At 35.9% G+C, this 21,349-nt stretch carries 23 protein-coding genes; 15 read left to right on the plus strand and 8 right to left on the minus strand.

Annotated elements, in window-relative coordinates; all coding sequences use genetic code 11:
• The first annotated feature begins 289 nt into the window (after window positions 1-289).
• Complete coding sequence (locus tag B045_RS0101375) at window positions 290-2,419, plus strand: DPP IV N-terminal domain-containing protein (RefSeq protein WP_025883038.1); 2,130 nt, start codon at window positions 290-292, stop codon at window positions 2,417-2,419.
• Between the two features lie 299 nt (window positions 2,420-2,718).
• Here B045_RS0101375 and B045_RS14120 read toward each other — a convergent pair whose 3' ends face one another.
• From B045_RS14120 to B045_RS0101400, 4 genes are all read right to left on the minus strand, one after another.
• Window positions 2,719-3,408, minus strand: coding sequence for a potassium channel family protein (locus B045_RS14120; RefSeq protein WP_044067533.1), 690 nt, complete (start codon window positions 3,406-3,408; stop codon window positions 2,719-2,721).
• A 29-nt stretch (window positions 3,409-3,437) separates the two neighbouring features.
• The gene (locus B045_RS0101390; protein WP_018462475.1) at window positions 3,438-4,262 is read right to left on the minus strand and encodes a hypothetical protein; all 825 of its coding nucleotides are present in this window, start codon (window positions 4,260-4,262) and stop codon (window positions 3,438-3,440) included.
• A gap of 66 nt (window positions 4,263-4,328) precedes the next feature.
• Window positions 4,329-4,859, minus strand: a complete 531-nt coding sequence (locus tag B045_RS0101395; protein ID WP_018462476.1) for a GNAT family N-acetyltransferase — start codon at window positions 4,857-4,859, stop codon at window positions 4,329-4,331.
• On the minus strand, window positions 4,859-5,323 hold the full coding sequence (locus B045_RS0101400) for a GNAT family N-acetyltransferase (protein ID WP_026234291.1): 465 nt from the start codon (window positions 5,321-5,323) through the stop codon (window positions 4,859-4,861). Before B045_RS0101400 ends, B045_RS0101395 begins: the two co-directional genes overlap by 1 nt.
• 528 nt (window positions 5,324-5,851) lie before the next feature.
• Between B045_RS0101400 and dmpI the strand changes: the two genes are divergently transcribed.
• The 3 genes from dmpI to B045_RS0101415 all read left to right on the plus strand — a co-directional run bounded on the left by dmpI (window position 5,852) and on the right by B045_RS0101415 (window position 7,677).
• Window positions 5,852-6,061, plus strand: coding sequence for a 4-oxalocrotonate tautomerase DmpI (gene dmpI, locus B045_RS0101405; protein WP_025883042.1), 210 nt, complete (start codon window positions 5,852-5,854; stop codon window positions 6,059-6,061).
• A 6-nt stretch (window positions 6,062-6,067) separates the two neighbouring features.
• The gene (locus B045_RS0101410; RefSeq protein ID WP_018462479.1) at window positions 6,068-6,544 is read left to right on the plus strand and encodes a GNAT family N-acetyltransferase; all 477 of its coding nucleotides are present in this window, start codon (window positions 6,068-6,070) and stop codon (window positions 6,542-6,544) included.
• A 305-nt stretch (window positions 6,545-6,849) separates the two neighbouring features.
• Window positions 6,850-7,677 carry a MerR family transcriptional regulator gene (locus tag B045_RS0101415; protein ID WP_018462480.1) on the plus strand — a complete coding sequence of 276 codons (828 nt, stop codon included), beginning with the start codon at window positions 6,850-6,852 and terminating at the stop codon, window positions 7,675-7,677.
• Between the two features lie 161 nt (window positions 7,678-7,838).
• Here the strand turns inward: B045_RS0101415 and B045_RS0101420 are convergent, their stop codons facing one another.
• On the minus strand, window positions 7,839-8,054 hold the full coding sequence (locus B045_RS0101420) for a hypothetical protein (protein WP_018462481.1): 216 nt from the start codon (window positions 8,052-8,054) through the stop codon (window positions 7,839-7,841).
• Window positions 8,055-8,295: 241 nt separating this feature from the next.
• Between B045_RS0101420 and B045_RS0101425 the strand changes: the two genes are divergently transcribed.
• From B045_RS0101425 to arsB, 10 genes are all read left to right on the plus strand, one after another.
• On the plus strand, window positions 8,296-8,622 hold the full coding sequence (locus tag B045_RS0101425) for an ArsR/SmtB family transcription factor (RefSeq protein ID WP_026234292.1): 327 nt from the start codon (window positions 8,296-8,298) through the stop codon (window positions 8,620-8,622).
• Between the two features lie 72 nt (window positions 8,623-8,694).
• On the plus strand, window positions 8,695-9,213 hold the full coding sequence (locus B045_RS14125) for a GNAT family N-acetyltransferase (RefSeq protein ID WP_238311990.1): 519 nt from the start codon (window positions 8,695-8,697) through the stop codon (window positions 9,211-9,213).
• Window positions 9,214-9,282: 69 nt separating this feature from the next.
• Entirely contained in the window at window positions 9,283-9,519 is a 237-nt protein-coding gene (locus tag B045_RS0101435) for a thioredoxin family protein (protein ID WP_018462484.1), read from the plus strand.
• A gap of 5 nt (window positions 9,520-9,524) precedes the next feature.
• A complete protein-coding gene (locus tag B045_RS0101440) occupies window positions 9,525-9,947 on the plus strand; it encodes a nitrophenyl compound nitroreductase subunit ArsF family protein (RefSeq protein ID WP_026234293.1) in 423 nt (140 codons plus the stop codon).
• Window positions 9,948-9,959: 12 nt separating this feature from the next.
• On the plus strand, window positions 9,960-10,667 hold the full coding sequence (locus tag B045_RS0101445; protein ID WP_025883048.1) for an aromatic aminobenezylarsenical efflux permease ArsG family transporter: 708 nt from the start codon (window positions 9,960-9,962) through the stop codon (window positions 10,665-10,667).
• A gap of 19 nt (window positions 10,668-10,686) precedes the next feature.
• Complete coding sequence (locus tag B045_RS0101450; RefSeq protein WP_018462487.1) at window positions 10,687-11,655, plus strand: permease; 969 nt, start codon at window positions 10,687-10,689, stop codon at window positions 11,653-11,655.
• Between the two features lie 6 nt (window positions 11,656-11,661).
• Window positions 11,662-12,126: an arsenate reductase ArsC gene (locus B045_RS0101455; protein ID WP_018462488.1), complete on the plus strand. Its 465-nt coding sequence runs from the start codon at window positions 11,662-11,664 to the stop codon at window positions 12,124-12,126.
• A gap of 2 nt (window positions 12,127-12,128) precedes the next feature.
• Complete coding sequence (locus B045_RS0101460; RefSeq protein ID WP_025883050.1) at window positions 12,129-12,362, plus strand: ATP-binding protein; 234 nt, start codon at window positions 12,129-12,131, stop codon at window positions 12,360-12,362.
• Window positions 12,363-12,423: 61 nt separating this feature from the next.
• Window positions 12,424-13,011, plus strand: a complete 588-nt coding sequence (locus B045_RS0101465; RefSeq protein WP_018462490.1) for a formylmethanofuran dehydrogenase subunit E family protein — start codon at window positions 12,424-12,426, stop codon at window positions 13,009-13,011.
• Window positions 13,008-14,030 carry an ACR3 family arsenite efflux transporter gene (gene arsB / locus B045_RS0101470; RefSeq protein ID WP_018462491.1) on the plus strand — a complete coding sequence of 341 codons (1,023 nt, stop codon included), beginning with the start codon at window positions 13,008-13,010 and terminating at the stop codon, window positions 14,028-14,030. Before B045_RS0101465 ends, arsB begins: the two co-directional genes overlap by 4 nt.
• A 235-nt stretch (window positions 14,031-14,265) precedes the next feature.
• Here arsB and B045_RS0101480 read toward each other — a convergent pair whose 3' ends face one another.
• A complete protein-coding gene (locus tag B045_RS0101480) occupies window positions 14,266-15,186 on the minus strand; it encodes a putative 2-dehydropantoate 2-reductase (protein ID WP_025883055.1) in 921 nt (306 codons plus the stop codon).
• A gap of 347 nt (window positions 15,187-15,533) precedes the next feature.
• Window positions 15,534-17,630, minus strand: coding sequence for an outer membrane beta-barrel family protein (locus tag B045_RS14130; RefSeq protein ID WP_081618579.1), 2,097 nt, complete (start codon window positions 17,628-17,630; stop codon window positions 15,534-15,536).
• A 114-nt stretch (window positions 17,631-17,744) separates the two neighbouring features.
• Here B045_RS14130 and B045_RS0101490 point away from each other — a divergent pair, with 114 nt between their 5' ends.
• Window positions 17,745-18,710, plus strand: coding sequence for a helix-turn-helix transcriptional regulator (locus B045_RS0101490; RefSeq protein WP_018462495.1), 966 nt, complete (start codon window positions 17,745-17,747; stop codon window positions 18,708-18,710).
• Window positions 18,711-18,861: 151 nt separating this feature from the next.
• Here the strand turns inward: B045_RS0101490 and B045_RS0101495 are convergent, their stop codons facing one another.
• Entirely contained in the window at window positions 18,862-20,598 is a 1,737-nt protein-coding gene (locus tag B045_RS0101495) for a ubiquinone-dependent pyruvate dehydrogenase (protein ID WP_018462496.1), read from the minus strand.
• Window positions 20,599-21,349 lie beyond the last annotated feature (751 nt).

Raw genomic sequence — 21,349 nt, forward strand, 5'->3', positions numbered from 1 at the left:
ATAATCATAATGGTCGTAATAATGTTGCTTATGCTTTCAATATGTTAGTAGTATGATGATATTTTGGTTTCTTGTAGCTTTTAAATGTATATTTTATTATCATAGCGTAAAAAACTTACAGGAATTATCTGAGATACAAAGTATTTTAGTAACTTTGTACTCGGTAATCATAGCGATTGTTGATTGTAATATGTTAATTTCCAACACATTAAAGTTACACAAGAAATAGCTAATCACCATTGTTTTAAACACTTATAATTCATCGAACTCACGTTAATATATAATAACAATGAAAATGAGATTAATTTTACTATCTACACTATTTGTGGTAAGCGCTGGGGCCATGGCGCAAGGCACCCTTGCAGACTACAACAGAGCCTACAGTTTATCCAACAAGTTTAGTAACGACAACGTGTATAACTCGCCTGCCGACATTAAATTTAAAGATTCCACAAGCACATACTACTACACAGAGAATACAGCTACTGGTAAAAGATATGTAGCAATGGATGCTGGTACTAATAATAGTAAATCATTTGGCAGCAAAGAAGAACTGTATAAATACCTAGATATAAAACTGCCAGAAGCAGCAAAACCACAATTCGGTCGTAAGCACGAACGCCACTGGATGGAAGTAGACGAAGAGAAAGATACACATCCTGTTATATCGCCAGATGGTAAACTGGAAGCATACATAGAAGGAGAAAACGTGGTGCTACATGAAGTTGGCAAACCCTATACCGAGAAACGCATACTAAGTACCGATGGCACACTTTCAAACTATTATTCTGCATGGATACAATGGTCGCCTGATAGCAAATATATCATGACATGCAAACGCAGATCAGTTGAGAAAAGATATGTATACTATGTTGAATCGTCGCCTGCCGACCAACTACAACCGATACTTCACAAACAGGAATATGCCAAACCTGGAGACGAACTTCCATTTAAGGTGCCTTGCATATTCGATGCGAATACAGGTAAAGAAGTAATAGCATCAACACAACTATTTGACAAGCAGTTTAGTCTGGATGGATTCACATGGGCTGCCGATAACAAAGAAGTGATATTTGAATACAATGAGCGTGGACATAAAGTTTATCGTGTGCTGGCAATGTCGGCACAAACAGGTAAGGTGAGAACTATCATAGAAGAGACTGCTACCACTTTTGTAAACTATCCACGCCACTATCGTTACGACTTCGCCGACACATCCAAGATGATATGGATGAGCGAACGTGACAACTGGAATCATCTGTATCTCTACAACGTTGCAAACGGCAAGGTAATCAAACAAATCACTAAAGGAGCTTGGTGCGTGAGAGAAGTCGTAAAGGTAGACGAGAAAAACAATACTATATATTTTTCTGCATGCGGTGTAAATCCTCATGAAGATCCCTACCAGATACACTACTATCGCATCAATATGGATGGTAAAAACATGATTTGTCTTACACCTGCAGAGGAAAATCATCAGGCTGTATTCAGCTATGATATGAAATATGTCGTAGACAAATACTCAAAAGTAGATACACCACCTGTTACCGAATTGAGAAGCGGTATAGATGGAAAGCTGATTAGCACCATAGCTAAAGCAGATATATCAAAACTTAAAGAAAGTGGATGGGTAGCACCAGAGATTTTCAAAGCAAAAGGCAGAGATGGTGTCACTGATATATGGGGAATCATACAACGACCAACTAACTTTGACCCAACAAAAAAATACCCTGTGATAGAATATATCTATGCTGGTCCTGGCGATGCCTACACACCCAAAAGTTTTATAGCTTATAATTGGAACACCACGGCATTGGCTGAACTGGGATTCATCGTCGTACAAATGGATGGAATGGGGACTGCATGGCGCGGAAAGAAATTTGAAGAACTATGCTATAAAAATCTTAAAGACGCTGGTTTCCCTGATAGAGAACTATGGATAAAGGCTGCTGCAGCTAAATACCCTTACATAGATGCAAGCAATGTGGGCATCTTCGGAGCTTCGGCAGGTGGACAAGAGAGTACCACAGCTGTGCTTCTACACGGCGATTTCTATAAAGCAGCCTATTCCAGTTGTGGATGCCAAGACAATCGTATGGATAAGATCTGGTGGAACGAACTATGGATGGGATACCCTGTAGACAAGAGTTATGAAGAGTGTAGCAATGTCGTAAATGCGCATAAGTTGCAGGGATCTCTCATGCTTGTTGTTGGCGAATTGGATGATAATGTAGATCCATCTTCCACTTATCAGGTGGCTAATGCACTAGAGAAAGCTGGTAAAGATTTCGAATTGGTGGTGTTGCCAGGTGTACATCATACCATGGGTGAGAAATTTGGAGAGCACAAACGTTTCGATTTCTTTGTGAAAAATCTCTTGAAAGTAAATCCACCAAAATGGAATGAAATAATAAAATAGCGAATCGCTTTAAGCCTATTTTCTCGCATATCTGTCAATCTGTTATATCTGTAAAGCTTATAAACAATAGCATTCAGTGAGGTTTATAACATATTGACAGATAGAAACGAGAAAAAGTAAAAGAAGCATTTATAATATTTATAGGTTCATCTAATTATTGGATGAACCTTTTTAATGCTGTAGCTTGTTTGATAACAATAAATCGGCGATGTATTAAAAGCAAATCGAGGAATCAATTCGTCTTGTAGAATATGCATCCTCAAAAACTCTGCCAACGGTTTGTTTCAATACGTTTGTATTTATTCGTCCATTTCTTTATTGCTTTTTTCATTATCGTTATACTTCACAAATAGTGAAGCGACGTAAGCTGTGTATGTTCCAAATAATCCTACACCACTAACCATAAGAATCGTACCGATTATACGTCCTAAATCAGTAACAGGGTATTTGTCGCCATAGCCTACAGTTGTAATTGTTTCCATGCTCCACCATAAAGCATCGCTGGCTGTCTTTATATTGCTTGATGGAGAATTTTCTACACATAGAATGGATATAGATGAAAAGATGATTAATAATAATGTGATTAAGAATATCGACATCATCGTACCTCTTATTTTGCTCTTAAATATATATCTGACAATAATCTTTGTAGATCTAAAGGCTCTAAGTATTCTTAATAGCCTTATCAATTTGAATAATCGTCCATATCTGAGATAACTTATAGCTGGAATGCTGGAAATTAGGTCAATCCATCCCCAACGCATAAAACGAAGTTTATTGGGTGCTTGGTAGAAACATCGTATAAAGTCGATAAGGAATATTACACATATTATGTTGTCAATCATGTCTAATAGATTCATGATTCGGCTTGAAAGATGACAAACTGTAGATATAGACAATGCAGCAAGTACATAGATAGAAAGAACGATGATTACGATGTCAAAGATGTTAAATTTATAGCTATCTTTCAATGATGTGTTTGATTTCATTTTATATTTCGATTATTATACATTCCTAATTATATCGTTTGGCAGTCTCTGCAATAATATATACTACCACCCAGATATGCCTCTTTAATGATTTTTCCTCCACACCTTGGACACAGCTCGTGGCAAGTGTTTTTAGATAAAATGCAATGATATCCACCAGGATTACCAAGAAGGTCTTTCTCTGTGTCCCTTCCTCCTTCTGAAACCATATTATCAAGCGTTTCTTTAATCGCTACAAATAGTGTTTTTTCATCTTCTTTAGACAGCGTGTTTATTTTGCGTTTTGGATTTATACCTGCATTAAACAGTATATCCTGTAATACGCCATTACCTAATCCTGGTATTCGCTGCTCTGTAGCCAGAAGTGCTTTTACAGACATGTTTTTGCCAATATCTGTTATCATCTTATGAAAGAAATCAAAATCAAACCTTTTATCCAGAGGTGATAACTTATCTCGGCTACCTAAATAATACGGATAGTCAAAATTGCCTTTGAAAGCAAAGATACCTCCATACATTGCTACCGTGAAGACAATATAACTGCTATCATCAAAAACTACAAGTAATTGAAATTTTTGTGGGCATTTATCAGCCTTTTGGAAATACTTCATATTTGTTCCATCACTAATAGCAAGGTGTGTTTCATGATCAAAACAAATATCAATATAACATCCAAATCCATTCACATTCTCTATTTTTCTTCCTACTAATATAGAAGCATATAATAGCGGATCTCCATCGTACCATGCAAAGTGATGGGGATTGGTCGCATTGATAACATCAACGACTACCTTTCCACGTAGTATGTTTTCAGCGCGTGAAGCGAATACTTTAGATTCTGGTATTTCAATCATCTTATTTAAGTATATAATTAAAAATCATTTGTTGGTATTTTCCCTTATGATGGTAGTTACTATTGGTTATTTGTCTTTGTTCTTTGCTAATGAATATAGTTCTACATCAAGAACCTTGCCATCATATCTTTTCTCACCTTGGCGAAGACAACCCTCATATTCAAAACCACATTTCTGAATAACTCTTCGCGAACGAGGATTAATTGAATAGCAGGTGCAAGAAATCATACTAATAGTCAATTCTTTAAAGCCATATTCTATAACAGCCTTCGCAGCCTCTGTCATAAGTCCTTTACCCCAATAGTGTTCAGACATGGCATAACCAAGCATCATTACTTCAGGATTGTTGCGATGCGGATCTGGCATCAAGCCGATGCTACCAATCATTTTACCAGAAGATTTGAGCACCATTCCAAATATATTATCTTTATCGATAAATACAGCTTTCATGATTACTCTTGTCTCTTCTATATCCTTATGAGGTTTCCAGCCTGCAGCCGGACCAACATTCGGCTCACTGCCATATTCGAAAATATCGCTAGCATCATCTTTATTTATCGGACGTAATATCAAACGTTCAGTTTCTAGTATTTTCATTATTTATTATTTTCTATATTCTTTTTCATGCAAACAGAACTATCTAAATCAGCATAAGGACCATAGTTCTCAATAAATGAGAAACCGCACGAAGTATATAGTCTCTGTGCACTCTTCATCGGTAAGCCTGTTTCTAGTATCAATGCTTTATATCCTTCAGCCTTTGCCAAACGTTCTATTTCTGAAACAATTCTACGAGCATATCCATGACGTCGAAACTCATCAGCGACAAATACACGCTTTACTTCAGCTGTATCTTTATCTACTTTTTTAATGCCCCCACAACCAATTAGCTTTTCTCCATCAATTAGCAAGATGACATCATCAATATCCACCAATGCATTATGTTGATTATATTCTTTCTGCTGCTTTTCTTTTCCTATTGCATCATTGAGATAGTTATCCAACATACAGCACAATTTTCTAAATCGGCTATCGGTGTTATTTGTTTTAATAATGTCCATGTTATTCTCCTTTATCTAGTCTTTTAAATATAGTAAAGACATTGTTTACATCATGCATCAAGTGATTAACCATATTATTTGCAAAGATACAAAATTTACAGTAAAATGCAATTAATGAATATAAAACATGTAGTCTCTCATAAATCAAAAGACTTTGATAATTGATTTTTACGAGGAATATATTATAGTAAATTGATCACAATATAACTTAAGTCTGTTTGTTTTTTACTCTTATAAAATATTATAATAGATTTACATAATTACGATATAAAATTTGTATATTTGCATTTACGATATTGTTAAACACAACAAAGAAGGATTATATCATAAACAGTAAAGTATAAGAAGTTCTAAATTCAAAAACAATAAGTATAGATGTTTGTGACATAGAAAAGCATAAACACCATGTTATAGGGTTGTTTGAATTTGAGGTTACTGATAGCTCAAAAAATCAAAACTGGCTGTTTTATAGTAACTTCCACTCAGATGATTTCGATATAAAATAAATAACTATAAAATAAATATATTATGCCATACATTACAATGGAATGTGGTCAGTTGACCACAGAACAAAAAGAAAATCTAATCAGTCGCCTTACAGAAACTGCCTCTGAAGCAACAGGTATTCCACCGGAATTCTTTATGATAACCATTAAAGAATTGCCAGATACAAATATGGGATTTGGTGGTAAAACCGTAGAAAAAACAAAACGTGAATATCAAAAGAACAAAAAATAAGATATAATGGAAAATAAAGATATCAATATCAGATTTGCACAAGAAACTGAAAGCGAAGTTATATTAGAATTAATTAGAGGACTTGCTGCTTATGAAAATATGGAAGATGAAGTTGCTGCAACAAAAGAGCAGATACACGAAACTATATTTGTAAACAGAGACGCAGAGGTGTTATTAGCAGAATATAAAGGAAAAATCGTAGGATTTGCCTTGTTCTTCCATACCTATTCAACATTCCTTGGTAAAACAAACATCTATCTCGAAGATCTTTTTGTTAAAGAAGAAGCAAGAGGCAAAGGTATTGGCAGACTATTTTTTAAGCATATAGCAAAGATTGCTATTGACAAAGGGTATGGAAGAATAGAATGGTGTTGTCTAGACTGGAATCAAAAATCTATAGAGTTCTATAAACATATGGGAGCAGAAGTTTTGGATGATAGAAGAATCTTTAGAATTTCAGATGACAAGTTTAAGGAGGTTTAATACTTAATATGAAAGCAAAAAAGCATAATACCATAACTTTCACGATAAAGGTTATTGATGAAAAACAGCAGTCTCAGGCATTCGACCTTGCATGGCGGGTGCTCTAGGATTTGTAGAGGTTGACACAGAACAAATTTCTGATGGTATACGCTATATACCGATGACCTACAGTCAAAATGATATAATAACAACAAACTAATCAGCCAATAGATAAATGTTAATTATATGTTAAAATCAAAATGTTTCTTGACTCATCCCTTAGGTCATGGTATAACTTTGCACTCGTAATCATTGCGCAACAGATTATGAAAACAAAAATCAAATTTAAAATCGGCGAGTTCTCAAAAATCAATCAGGTCACAGTGAAGACACTGCGACATTACGAAAAGATAGGTTTGATAGCACCTTGCGAAGTGGATGAATGGACGAAGTACAGATATTATGATGTGAGCCAGCTCAAGAAAATGAGCAATATCATGTATCTAAAAAGACTCGGGTTTGCCCTTAGTGAAATAAAGGATATCATGAATAAAGACGGAGGTATTCCATCTTTTGGGATGATAGAGGCAAAAATACAACTATGTAAGGATGAAATCAAGCATTTCGAAGTGCTTCAGGAAGAACTGAGAGAACTGAAGAATAGCCTCAAAAAACGAACTAAAATGGAGAAGTTTATTATTAAATCTTTGCCTGCGATTATCGTTGCAAGTCATAGAAGTGTTGTTCATAGTTATCAAGATCTATTCAATTTATGTCCAAATGTAATTGGACCTGAAATGGAACGTCTGGGTTGTGTTTGTTCTGAACCTGGATATTGTTACACCATTGATCACAACAAGGAACACAAGGAAACCAATATAGAAATAGAATATTGTGAAGCTGTTACTGAAAAGAAAGAGGATTCTGAATTAATTCAGTTTAAGAATATCCCTGCTGTGAAGAAGGCTCTTTGCTTTAATCATTATGGTTCTTATGACAAGTTACCAGAGACATGGGCAAAGATCTATGCTTTCATCGAAGATAATGACTATAAAATTGTTGATGACCCACGTTTCTGTTATATTGATGGCATTTGGAATAAGAATGATGAAAGCGAATGGCTGACAGAAATTCAAGTTCCGATTGAGAAATAACACAATTTCGAAAAGAGCATCTTGCGAATAATGCCACTAATGTCCCCACAATATTAATATTGGATAGTGATGTTAGTGGCGTTTACTGTTTATAAAAAAGAATCCTATCGTAACTTTATCAGAAACGATAGGAATCATATTTATTGATAAAATCTTCTTGTTTATTTTGGCAAAGAGAGGCTTCCTAGATGAACATCTGTTCCACCAACAACTTGAATGCCAGATTTGATAACAGTGATATTCTTAGTTGATAAATCTTCTGCTTTCAAATCATAACTACCACTGAACAATCCATGTAATTTGAAATAATTATTCTGTATGGTATCTGATAGAGTTGAAATAGTATCATTTGTAGATGTCACGGTAAAGATTCTCATAGCAGTCTTTGATGGTAATAGATTGCCATCTATGGCTGATGTATTGGCTGTTATGTATGAACGGATGCAGATTTAATGTATTGTTGCAATGATGGTATATACAAACTTATTGTTGCAATATAATTAGTTACAATAGTATTATTGTAATGTTATAAATTGTAAAATGATAGTAGATTTTTGAAGGGAAATTTGGAAGATTTAGAATATGTTCGTATTTTTGCGAACAACAATTAAGGAAAAGATGGAAAACGATAAAAAATATACTGCAAGGCAAGAACAATTGGCACGCTTTGCCAAAGCTTTGGGACATCCTGCCCGAATCTCGATCATGCAATTTCTTGCAAAGCAGGATACTTGTTACTTTGGTGACATACACGAAGAGTTGCCTATTGCCAAGGCTACAGTTTCTCAACATCTTAAAGAGCTGAAAAATGCAGGGTTGATACAAGGTGAGATTGAAACTCCAAAGGTGAAGTATTGTATCAACAGAGAGAATTGGAAACTTGCTCAGGAATTGTTTGGTGAGTTTATGGGACAATGTATATACAAAAAAAAGAATTGCTGTTAATGCATTCTTTTTTTATATATTAATTGATCGTTGTTTTGCGAATGGCGAATAATGTAGTTATTATATATGAATATGGAAAATGAAATGCTAATACGTGCTGTTAATATAGGCGATGCTCAAGCCATTTGTAGCATTTATAATTATTATGTTATGAATACAGCAATTACATTTGAAACGAGTGAAGTCTCTGTCAGTGATATGCGGGGGCGAATTGAAGAAGTTCTTGATAGTGGACTTCCATATTTTGTTGCAGTGGTTGATAACAAAATAGTTGGATATTGTTATATACACCGTTGGAATGGTAGATGTGCTTATTCTTCTACTAAAGAGCTTTCTATTTATTTAGATAAAAATATGCGGCAAAAAGGGGTAGGCAGCCAACTATTTGATTATTTGTTAAGTCATGTTGATTATAAGACGACTCACGTTCTTATTTCGGGTATATGCATTCCAAATAAAGCAAGTGTGCGTCTTCATGAGAAATTTGGATTCAAGAAGATATCACATATGAAAGAAATTGGTCGAAAATTTGATGAGTGGCGAGATGTTGGTCATTGGGAACTGATTCTTTCATCAATTGATAGGTCTTAAGATATAAAAATGAGTAAAGTTATACTTATTTTTTGATGTATTTAATATAAAATAATTAAGTAATAAATTATGGAAATAAAAATTTTAGGAACAGGTTGCAGCAGTTGCAAGGCACTTTATGCAACAGTAGAGAGAGTGATAAAAGACATGGACATTGATGCTGTGTTGATAAAAGAAGAAGATTTGGAAAAAATCATGTCTTATAATGTAATGTCGCTTCCAGCATTGGTGATAGACGGTAAAGTTGTAGCAAAGGGACGTATTACAGAGAGTGAAATAAAAAATATTCTAACTATAAACAAATAAAAAGTATGAAACGTGTTATTTTAATGTCTCTATTGGGCTTGATTTGCTTTACAAGTGTTAATGCACAAACAAAGAAAGTTGTAAAACCGACCAAAGCTACTGTTGAAGTTTTGTATTTTCACAGCAAGCAACGTTGCCCTACTTGTATAGCAGTAGGAACATATTCTAAAGAAGTTGTAGACAAGGATTTTGCGGCTCAGGTGAAAAGTGGTGCAGTAAAGTTTAAGGAAATTGATATTTCAACTCCACAAGGAGAGACATTGGCCGACAAATATCACGTAACATGGTCGTCTTTGTATGTGAATAGGTGGCAGAACGGAAAAGAGGTACGAAACGATATGACCAATTTCGGTTTTGAAAATGCCCGCACGAATACACCGGCTTTTAAGAGCGGGTTAAAAAACAAGATAAGTAAGCTATTAAAATAGCAGAAGATAATGATGGATTTTCTACAACAGATATTGGACAATAGCAATATTCCGATTGTTACTGCTTTTGTCTTAGGTTTGCTCACGGCTATCAGTCCTTGTCCATTAGCAACCAATATAACCGCTGTTGGCTTTATAGGTCGTGATATAGAGAGCAAACGCCGCATCTTCTTGAACGGCATTCTGTATACGGCAGGACGAATGGTGGCGTATTCGGTGCTGGGAGCTATATTGATATTTATACTCAGAAGTGGTTCCGATATGTTTTCGATTCAAAAAGGGGTGAGTCAATGGGGAGAAATGCTCATCGCTCCGGCCATGTTGCTCATCGGACTGTTTATGTTGTTCGGTGATAAGCTGCGGCTTCCAAAATTTGGGTTCTCGGGAAATATAAAATCTGAGAAGCTGAAGGGCGTATGGGGAAGCCTGCTTCTGGGTATGCTTTTCGCAATGGCTTTTTGCCCCACGAGTGGTGTGCTTTACTTTGGGATGTTGATACCCCTGTCGGCTCAAGCCACCGGTGGATACATGTTACCAATTGTATTTGCTTTTGCTACAGGACTTCCTGTGATACTTGTAGCGTGGCTGCTAGCCTATAGTATGGCTGGTGTTGGCAAGTTCTATAACAGGATGAAGGTGTTCCAGAAATGGTTTAATATGATTGTCGCCATCCTGTTCATCTTGGTTGGACTTTATTACGCATATACATTTTATCTGTAGAATTTTAAACGAAAATATTATGTTACAACAATTTGCCGACTGGCTTACATACAGTCTGCTAGGTCTTGATGCACAGTCACGAGTAGGTTCGGCAGTAGATTTCTTCTTTTATGATACGACGAAGATTTTAATTCTTCTATTCATTATCAGTTCGATTATGGGAGTTGTAAATGCCTATTTCCCGATTGACCGCCTACGTAATTATCTCACAACGCATAAGTTGTTTGGACTACAGTATTTTTTTGCGTCGCTATTCGGTGCTATTACTCCATTCTGTTCATGTTCGTCAATACCTTTGTTTATTGGTTTTGTGAAAGGTGGCATTCCTCTTGGCGTGACATTTGCTTTTCTTATAACTTCGCCTCTGGTGAATGAGGTTGCTGTGGCTATGTTTCTAGGTACGTTTGGGCTGAAGATTACCCTCATATATGTTGTCAGCGGTATGTTACTGGGGATGATTGGAGGCTTCGTCTTAGGCAAAATGAAATTGGAAAACTATCTGAGTGATTGGGTAAAGAACATCCAAAAATCATCTGAGGCAGAGACTGCAAAATGGGAAGCCGAGAAGATAACTTTTATCAATCGATTGCCAGGCATACTTAGAGACTCTTGGGGAATTGTAAAAGGAGTGCTATTGTATGTAATTATTGGTATTGCTATCGGAGCTGCTATTCACGGCTATGTACCCGAAGGATTTTTTCAGCACTATATGTCAAAGGACAGTTGGTTTGCCGTACCGCTATCGGTAATATTGGGGGTACCCATGTATGCTAATGCGGCAGGTATTGTTCCTGTGATAGAAGTATTTGTGGCAAAAGGTGTGCCTATCGGTACTGCTCTTGCTTTTATGATGGCTGTAGTAGGGCTGTCACTACCAGAGGCAACTCTTCTGAAGAAAGTGATGACATGGCGACTAATAGGAATCTTCTTTGGTACTATCACGCTGTTTATCATTTTACTTGGATATTTGTATAATATAATTTTGTAGAAGCATATGAGAGTATTGATATTGTGTACAGGAAATAGTTGCCGTAGCCAGATGGCACAAGCATTTATGTCATCTTTTGATACTACATTAAAAGTCTTTTCGGCTGGTACAGAACCAGCTGAAAAGATAAATGAGATGGCTGTTAAGGTGATGAATGAAGTAGGTATAGATATTAGTAAAGCTAAACCCAAGAGTGTGAAAACATATCTGAATGAGGAATGGGATTATGTGATTACTGTATGTGGAGGGGCCAATGAAAATTGTCCAAATTTTACAGGCAAAGTAAAGCATCGCTTGCATCTCGGATTTGATGATCCAGCTGCAGTTACAGGTGATACAGAATTCATTATAGATGAGTTCCGCCGTATCAGAAATGAAATAAAAAACGGTTTCTTCTCATTTTATATGAAAGAACTAAAGAAGTTGGAGCTGCCAAAATGCTCCTGCGAAGATGAAATAAAAGAAGAATGATTATGAGTAAGTTATGGTATCCAATGATTAACCAAAGCAAATGTGTAGGTTGTATGGCTTGTTACGATAAGTGTAAACACGGTGTGTTCACTATAGCAAATGATAAACCCAAGGTAATTCACAGAGAAGGTTGTGTGGAGGGCTGTCATGGGTGTGGTAATCTCTGTCCGCAGAAGGCAATTGTGTATTCAGGGGATTTCAAAAGAGTAATCAAATGTTCTTGCAATGATGATTGATTCTAACAGGTTACGGTTTTTATGTTGTTTGTGCCTATTGCAATATGGCTTCGTAACGTTATTGCATGCACAGAATCAAAAAGTTATTGATACAGACTTTTCAAAAGGTCAGCTTACTAATATTCAAGAACTCAAATATAATGATTTAGTCAAGTTTCATGGACATTCATGTGATGGGCTACTCGAAGGTATGCAAGCATTAGAAGTAGGTTTACATATACTTTATCCTGATGGAATTGTAGATCGTACAAATACGCGTATTATTAGCAGGTCTTCTCCTTGTCTTACTGATGCAGCAATCTATCTAACTGGAGGAAGGTATCAGTATAATACTTTTTATGTTACTGATAGCATTCCTGGAATGTATATTCTCCAGAGAATAGATAATAAAAGAACTGTTATCGTAAATAGAAAAGACAAGGTAAAACCTGATATTATTGATATAATGGGGAAAAAGGCAATAGCTAAAGAGCTTTCATATTCGCAACTTAGAAAGTTGAAACGTTTGGAAGAAGCTTATTCTCGAAAGTTGAAAAAAAACAAGCCAGAGTCTAATTTTATAGTTAAGCTGTTATATAATTATAAATGGGCTCCTGTGCTTAATAATTCATTTATCAAAACAGATATTATAAATAAGGATGTAAAATGAAAAAAATAGCGTTTTTAGATAGATATTTGACATTGTGGATATTTCTTGCGATGTTTATAGGCGTGGGTATAGGATATGTTTACCCTGGAATAGTAGAGTTTTGGGGACATTTTGAAGTAGGTTCAACAAATATCCCATTAGCGGTAGGATTGATACTGATGATGTTTCCACCACTTGCGAAAGTGAAATATGAGGAATTGGGCCGCGTCTTTGCCAACAAGAAGGTTCTTACAATCTCGCTGGTCTTAAACTGGGTTGTTGGTCCGATACTGATGTTTGCCCTTTCGGCATTATTCCTTTCTGCTTATCCTGAATACATGTACGGGCTCATTATGATAGGACTGGCACGTTGTATCGCAATGGTACTGGTGTGGAACGATCTCGCGAAAGGCAGTAGTGAATATGGTGCTGGGCTAGTGGCTCTCAACAGTATATTCCAAGTACTGTTTTATTCTGTTTATGCTTATTTCTTTATTGCTATATTTCCTGACTGGATAGGACTTCCTGCCACAGATGCCGTTAGGAAGATTACGATGTTGATGATTGCCAAAAGTGTGCTGGTATATCTCGGTATACCCTTTGCTGCTGGTTATATCATAAGGAGAGTGCTCCGTAATATAAAAGGTAACAATTGGTATTACGAACACTTCGTTCCGAAGATAAGTCCGATAACACTTATTGCTCTTCTGTTTACAATTATCGTCATGTTCTCATACAAAGGGGAATATATCGTAAAACTGCCGTTTGACGTTATGCTTGTTGCAGTACCATTGATATTGTATTTTGCTATCATGTTTTTCTCATCATTCTGGTTTACAAAACACCTTGGCGTGCCTTACGACAAATCGGTATCGATAGCATTCACTGCTACTGGAAACAATTTTGAATTGGCCATAGCCGTATCTATAGCCGTTTTTGGCATCAGTTCAGGTGAAGCTTTTGCAGCTGTTATAGGACCACTGATAGAAGTACCTGTATTAATATTGCTAGTGAAATATGCGTTGAGACATAAGTGGTAATCTTTTTATCACCTAAATTCAAGTTAATAATGCAACAGCTTAGAGTAAACAAGATGTATCAAATAGAAATAACAGCTTTTTCAGAGCAAAAAGAGAAAGAAAATATTCCCCTTCCTTTGCTATTTGAAAATAGTAATTTCTATCTTTTCATCCTCAAGCTCCCTAGCAATTAGTTGTATTATTCACTTGAATTTGGGTTATAAAATAATTTTAAAACGCCACCCAAGTAAACGATTTATTTCAAGTATTGGCTTTCAATAAATTGCAATTGCTTTTCAAGCATAGCAGCCATCACCATATCATAACCATTTTTCTTAGCCTCTTCTATTGAGCGAGAATAAAGATATTTAATTTCCATCGGACGTTTGTAATCATAGTCAAGTTTCATGCTTGGAGAATAGGGAGGCATCACTTTTGTCATAGCAATCGTCTTATCAGCTAATGAAGAGTCTATATTTTTTACTCCGGCATGCTGAGCGGCTTCAATCACCTCGATCATCATTTCGCGTAATAATTTCTCCGTATCAGGATTTGCCATCAACTTGTCTGTAGTCGTATTTAATACAACTGTCATTCCATTAAAAGGAATATTCCAAACAGCCTTTTTCCAACGAGCTTCTTCATAGTCTACTAGTTTTGTATCTATGCCAGACTCATTTAAATCCTTGATGGCTTCTTCCAGTAAAGAAATGTCACTGCAAGAGTAAGCTCCAATATTTATCTTACCTAGACTTTGATGATTAATGCGTCCTGGTTCATTCTTGCTTGCACAAATAAATGCCAAGCCACCTGCAAGGTTCAAATCTGGAAAAACTTTCTGTAAATCACTCTCCAAACCTATTCCGTTTTGGATAAGTATCACTATTGTGTTTTTGTGTAAAAGAGGAGGGAGCATCTCTTTCAATAAACCATTATTAGTAGATTTCAAGCATACTAGCACAATGTCACACTTTGGCATATCCTTTGTGCTTCGGTAAGCGTTAACTTCCGCCAAATGAAAATCACCATCAACAGAGTCTATCTGTAATCCATTAGATTTTACGAATTCATAATCTGAATGGAATAGAAAATGAACCTCTTTACCTGCTTTTGCTAATTTACCTCCGCAATATCCACCTATAGCTCCTGAACCTATTATTCCGTACTTTAATGTCATATTCAATAATTTTATTTCTACATTTATGTTGTTGTGAGAGCAAAACAATAATGTCTTTGCAATCACACTACAAATTTACAATAAATATCTAATAGAATATAAGATGTAATCATTTTTAAAATAAAGAGTAAATATAGCTAATAACAATAGTGTGATTTTGTCACATATATCTGACTTTTATTTGCAATATGATAAATATATTATTATAATTACTTACTATTAGTCATTGATATGTGTTTTGTAAGATCTTATTCTTTTCAAGTTGTTTTAAATATACATAAAATCAATTTTTGTTAGCAAAAAGATATCCAATTCTGAATTAGTCTTGCCAATCGTTTCCTTATCTTCTACAACCTCTGTCTTTCTTCATTACCAGCTCCAGTACCTTTGTATTCTCTTTGTTTATTGTTAAGTTTATATCTCAATGTAAGACTGATTCCGCGGCTATTATTCTTTGTTTCTCGATATTCTAATGTCTTGTTAAAATAAAATGTGGATGCTTCTCGCAGTGTATGCAAAAGGTCTGTACCTCCAAGCATGATGCTCCATACTCCGTTGTGCCATTCTTTATATATACTAGTATTCAGGCATCCTGAACTATGAACATACTGATTCTGCATGTTCCCGTTTGTTGTCCATTGTCCATCCAAACGTAGTATGAATTCTGCAGGAAGTTTGAATGAATTGTTCAGCTGGAATTGTACTAAAGCGCCGCTCATATTTTTGTTCTCACTAAGAAATGGAGTAGAGAGCCATTGATAGGTGCCTGCTACACTAAGATTGGGTTGCCAAATACCAAACATCGGTGAATAGGAAGACATGAATGTCAATACATCACGGCTTTTGATATTATTGAATTTGTTTATTCCTATTTTTTCATTGCCTTGCATCTGCTCTACATCAAATATAATGTCGTCTTTATAATGATTGTACCCAACTTGCATATTAAAATCATGATAAGATGCTGCTAGTTCTACACTATTAACATACGTCGGCTGTAAGCTGGGATTACCACTCAAGTATGTTAGTCTGTTGCCATAGTTAATTGCACTCTTCAACATTTCATACATCGGGCGAATTGTCTGTATTCGATAATTAAGAGAATAGCGTACGCCCATCAGTGTTGTATTGAAAGATAGCGATGGAAAAATATTGTTATACGTATTACTTTCTGTGTTATTTTTGATTCCGCTATCATAAAAATTATATATCACGTGTTCATAGCGAAGTCCAACTGATAGCTGAGTGATATCGTTAAACGGAATATCATAGTTTGTAAAAATAGCAACATTACGATCGTGTATATTATCGTCATTGGAATTTATAATACCCTTATAACCACTAAAGTCTGTGTGGCGATTGGTAAATGTCAATTCACTACCTGTTAATATCGTTCCCTTCCATAAAGGATGTGCTGCAGTTACTTTGGCTGCATAGAGATGATTGGTTGTATGTTCTAATGTCGTTGCATTATAGTCTGCATAGTTTTGGCTAAGTTCTGATATATCATCACTCTGTTTACTACTATTAGTCATCATGTCACCATTGAAATTAATATCCCAATTACCAATTTTACCATTGTAAAACAAGTTGATCCGATGCGTGGGATGAATATGTGGAAGTATTGATTCTTGAGTATCCCAGTAATCATACTTTTGTCCATTAACCAGTACATCAGTAAGGTTATGATTTGTTGTTTTTCCTTGTGATATACCAGTTACTTCATACATAGCTCCGAGAGTATGATTTTTGCCAAGACTATAATTAATAGCTAACTGCCCGTATAATGATCGTTCTTTGCCATAGTCAACCGATGTGGCATGTTGCTGCCAAAGACTGTCTACATGAGTATGAATGTTGGTGATCGCTGTTTCGCGTTTATGTTTCAAGTCATAGCGAAAAATACCCATAACCTCTAGGTTGTCATGTTTATAACTTTCGCTTATTTGTCTGTTCATATCCGTTTTGTAAGAATATCCAACTTGCGAAGAAACGTCACTAGTCCAACCATTATCTTTGTTTTTAATAGTCTTTATGCAAATTACGGAATTATCATTGGCATTGTATTCTGCACCAGGAGATGTTAACACGTCAACCTTTTGCAATTCATCAGACTTTATATGGTCTAGTTCTGCCATATCACGTAACTGTCTGCCATTGACATAAATAATGGGAGTACCCTTGCCAATAACCTCCAATGAACCATCTATCTTCTTCTTGACACCCGAAAGATGTTCCAATACTTGTCTGGCGCTGCCGACTTTCTCCAATACACTTCCTGAAATTCGTGTTGATATTCCGCCAGGAATAACCTTCCCCTTGGGGACATGTGACTTGATAACAACTTCTCCTAAATTGAGTTCATAACTAACACTGTCCTTTGTCTGTGCTCCTGCAAACATATGAATGGCTATCATTATTGCCAAAATACCTGTTTTTTTCATGTCTAATACCTAATTTGTTGAATTATAATTATTTTTTGCAAAGGTATTTGGATTCTTTGGAATAAAATAGCTATATTTGCCCTCAAAATAGTCATATACGACCATAGTAAAATAATGGAAGAAAGAATAGGAGAGCACGGACCTTTAACTGTATTTGCAGATATGCTAGGTACCACAGTGAATGATGGGAAAGTAATAGTTCCACCAGAAAAGGGTTCCGGATATTTTGAAGGAATCATGCTTGATAACTTTGCAGGATTACTTTTCTTCAACTATCATTTAAATGACAGTTTAATCTATCAGCCACAAAATCAGGAACAAGGAGTTCATGAAAGGTTAGAAAAGTATCCATATCTCTTATTCCAATTTAGAGGATGTTTGGCAGATGATTCGCTATCTCTCGATCAACGTTCTGTCCAAATATCAACAATGAGTATTCAAATGGAAGAAGATGTGATGAGTGGGAAAGACCGTGCAGATCTATTTATTACAATAAACTCTAATCATCTTGTACAAAAGATACCAAATTATAACGCATCTCCTCTTTTAAAAAGTATTCTTTTCAATGAGCAACCCTTATTTTTTGAGCGAAGTATTAGTAAGCAGATGCAAAGTCTTATTACTGAAATAGCGGAGTGTAATGTTCCCGCTGGCTTCCTTCCTTATTTCCTCTCCATCAAGGTAGACGAACTTATCTGTCGATTGCTCATATCTCTTACAGAACGTAGCCAACAAACAACATATCCTGTTCATCCAAATGATTTGAAAACAATATATGTCGTCAGAGACTTAATTTTGAGCAATCTTTCTGTTCCACCCGTAATAAGTAACCTTGCACAGGAAGCATGTATGAGTGAAACAAAATTAAAACGTCTTTTCAAACAGGTGTTTGGTGATAGTATCTTTCATTATTATGAAGTACGCCGTATTCAAAAAGCAGCAGAACTCCTAAAAGTAGGAACACGAACTGTCTCTGATGTAGGCTACACTTTAGGATTCACAAACCTCAGTCATTTCTCAAGAATATTTGAGAGAGTAATAGGGATGAAACCAAAAGCATATTGTAAACTTCATCATTAATAGTTTTGCATTAATACTATCTAAAGAAATGTGATACTATTTCTATTCAGGCTCACCATTTCCATAAACGTATGCCTAACTGTTGAAGTAAAGTTTTTCTTCATCAGGGGCTAATTTTTTGAATATTTTTATAATCAGTTATTTTTTTCGATCAGATCATTTCGGTAATATGTTTATAGTTGGACTTAATGATCTTAAAGATTTCATCTACACGTCCGCTTATCATCATTTTCCCCATATAAAAAGCAAAACCTTTCATCTGGTCGAACTCTAGTTTAGGAGGCATGGCAAGAGCATTCGGATCAGTCTGAATGGTAATTAATGCAGGACCATCTTGTTGAAAGGCTTTTTCTAATGCTGGTCTAACATCTGCGGGATCATTAATTTGAATTCCGTACATTCCCATTGCTTCAGCTAATTTAACGAAATCAGGATTCAACATATCCGTTTCTATGTCAGGAATTCCTGCTACTTGCATTTCCAGTTTTACCATGTTCAATGAACGATTATTAAAAAGTACAATCTTCACAGGTAAATTGTATTGAACAATCGTCATCAAGTCACCCATCATCATGGATAAACCGCCATCACCGCAAAAGGCAATCACTTGTTTATCGGGACAGGCAAACGCTGCGCCAATGGCTTGCGGCATGGCATTGGCCATTGATCCGTGATTAAATGATCCCAACATTTTTCGTTCACCGGTTCCAGCAATATAGCGTGCAGCCCACACACAACACATTCCTGTATCCACCGTAAATATGGCATCCTTATGAGCCAACTCACTTATTACAGAAGCAACATATTCAGGATGAATATTATTGGGTTTACCGGGATCGTTTACATATAATGATAAATTCTTTTTGACTACATCGTAAAACTTTAATTGACGATGGAGAAATTTATCGTCTTCTTTCGTTTCTATAAGGGGCATGATGGCTTGTAGCGTGTCTTTTACATCACCACAAAGACCCATTTCAAGTTTTGCTCTTCGTCCAAGATTCTCTGGTTTAATATCAATTTGAACAATCTTATTATGAACAGGCATAAAGGGTGTATACGGAAAATCTGTTCCTAATAATATAAGCAATTCACATTCATGCATGCTTTGGTAAGCAGAAGGGACCCCCAGTAAGCCGGTAAGCCCCACTTCATAGGGATTATCATACTGAATTGCCATCTTTGCCTTATAAGAATAGGCCACCGGCGATTTTAATTTTTCGGCAAGCTGAATAATCTCATCATGTGCTTCTGCAGCACCAAGTCCGCAATAAATAGTGACTTTCCGGTACGAATTTATTATTCCGGCGAGTTGCAACAGTTCATCCTCTGATGGTCTGACAATAGGTTCGTTACGAAATAGCTTTGTTGTTGTTTCAGCCTTTTCTGCAGGAAGATTTGTGATGTCACCAGGCAATCCAAGAACAGCTACCCCTTTTTTATGTATGGCATGTTGAAGGGCGGTCTGTAGCATACGAGGAAATTGCGTTGTTGTTGTAGCCATTTGATTATAGCAACTGCAATCGTCAAACAGCTTGAATGTGTTTGTTTCCTGAAAATAGTCGGTTCCAAATTCACTTGTCGGGATAGTGGAGGCAATCGCCAATACGGAAGCCGACGAACGATGTGCATCATACAAACCATTGATCAGATGAACATGTCCCGGACCACTACTACCTGCGCAACATGCCAGACCGTTTAACTGTGCCTCTGCACCGGCTGCAAAAGCCGCAGTTTCTTCGTTTCTGACATGAATCCACTTGATCTTGCCATTACGATGCACTGCTTCATTTACATGATTAAGACTATCTCCTGTTACGGCATAAATTCGTTTAATTCCTGCTGCAACTAAGGTTTCCACCAATTGATCTGATATATTTTTACTCATAACATATATTTTTAATAATGCATAATTTATAATATTTCCACTAAATAGCAAATAATCCCAGTAATCCTATTAAATAAACGATTATTACAATGAATAAATCAATACTTATCCTTAGTACTTGCTTTCGAGGACGGAATATTAAACCGCAGATATAGATAATAGTTAGAGGTATTGCTAACGCTGTAAGATAAATATCAGTTTTATGCGCTTGCTCTATTTAATATTATTTTGCCATATTATCACGAGACTAGAGAGTAGGGCAATTTTATAACAATTTTTTTATTTTCGAGAGTCTTACGCAAATATATCATATTTGGTTTATATGTGTATTAATCATGTCTATGTTTTGTCTTTTATTAACACAAAAAGACATATACGTTACACCACAAAATGGTTTTCTTTAAGTGGCGATTTGAATTTCGTATGTTTAGGTGCCTTCCCTGCGTTTTTTCATGTTTTTAGCTACGTGAGCTACGGATTTTCTCGCAAAGCCCATAAACAGGGGAATTTACGAGACGTAGCTAGGTCAATTTAGCTACGATAACTACGTTCTAGCTACGTTGTCTATTTCTATATATATTATGTACGTGTACGCGCGCACTTAGGACTTTTCAAAAATACTAGTGTCGAAGTGTCAACATGATGAATATCAATATGTTATCTGTCATTTTTAATAATATATGGTGACGGTGATATGACGAAGAAGTCTCAAATTTTATCATGCGTTTTACGAAGAAATGCATTGTTATTT

The sequence above is a fragment of the Segatella paludivivens DSM 17968 = JCM 13650 genome (genome assembly GCF_000373185.1).
GTDB lineage: Bacteria > Bacteroidota > Bacteroidia > Bacteroidales > Bacteroidaceae > Prevotella > Prevotella paludivivens.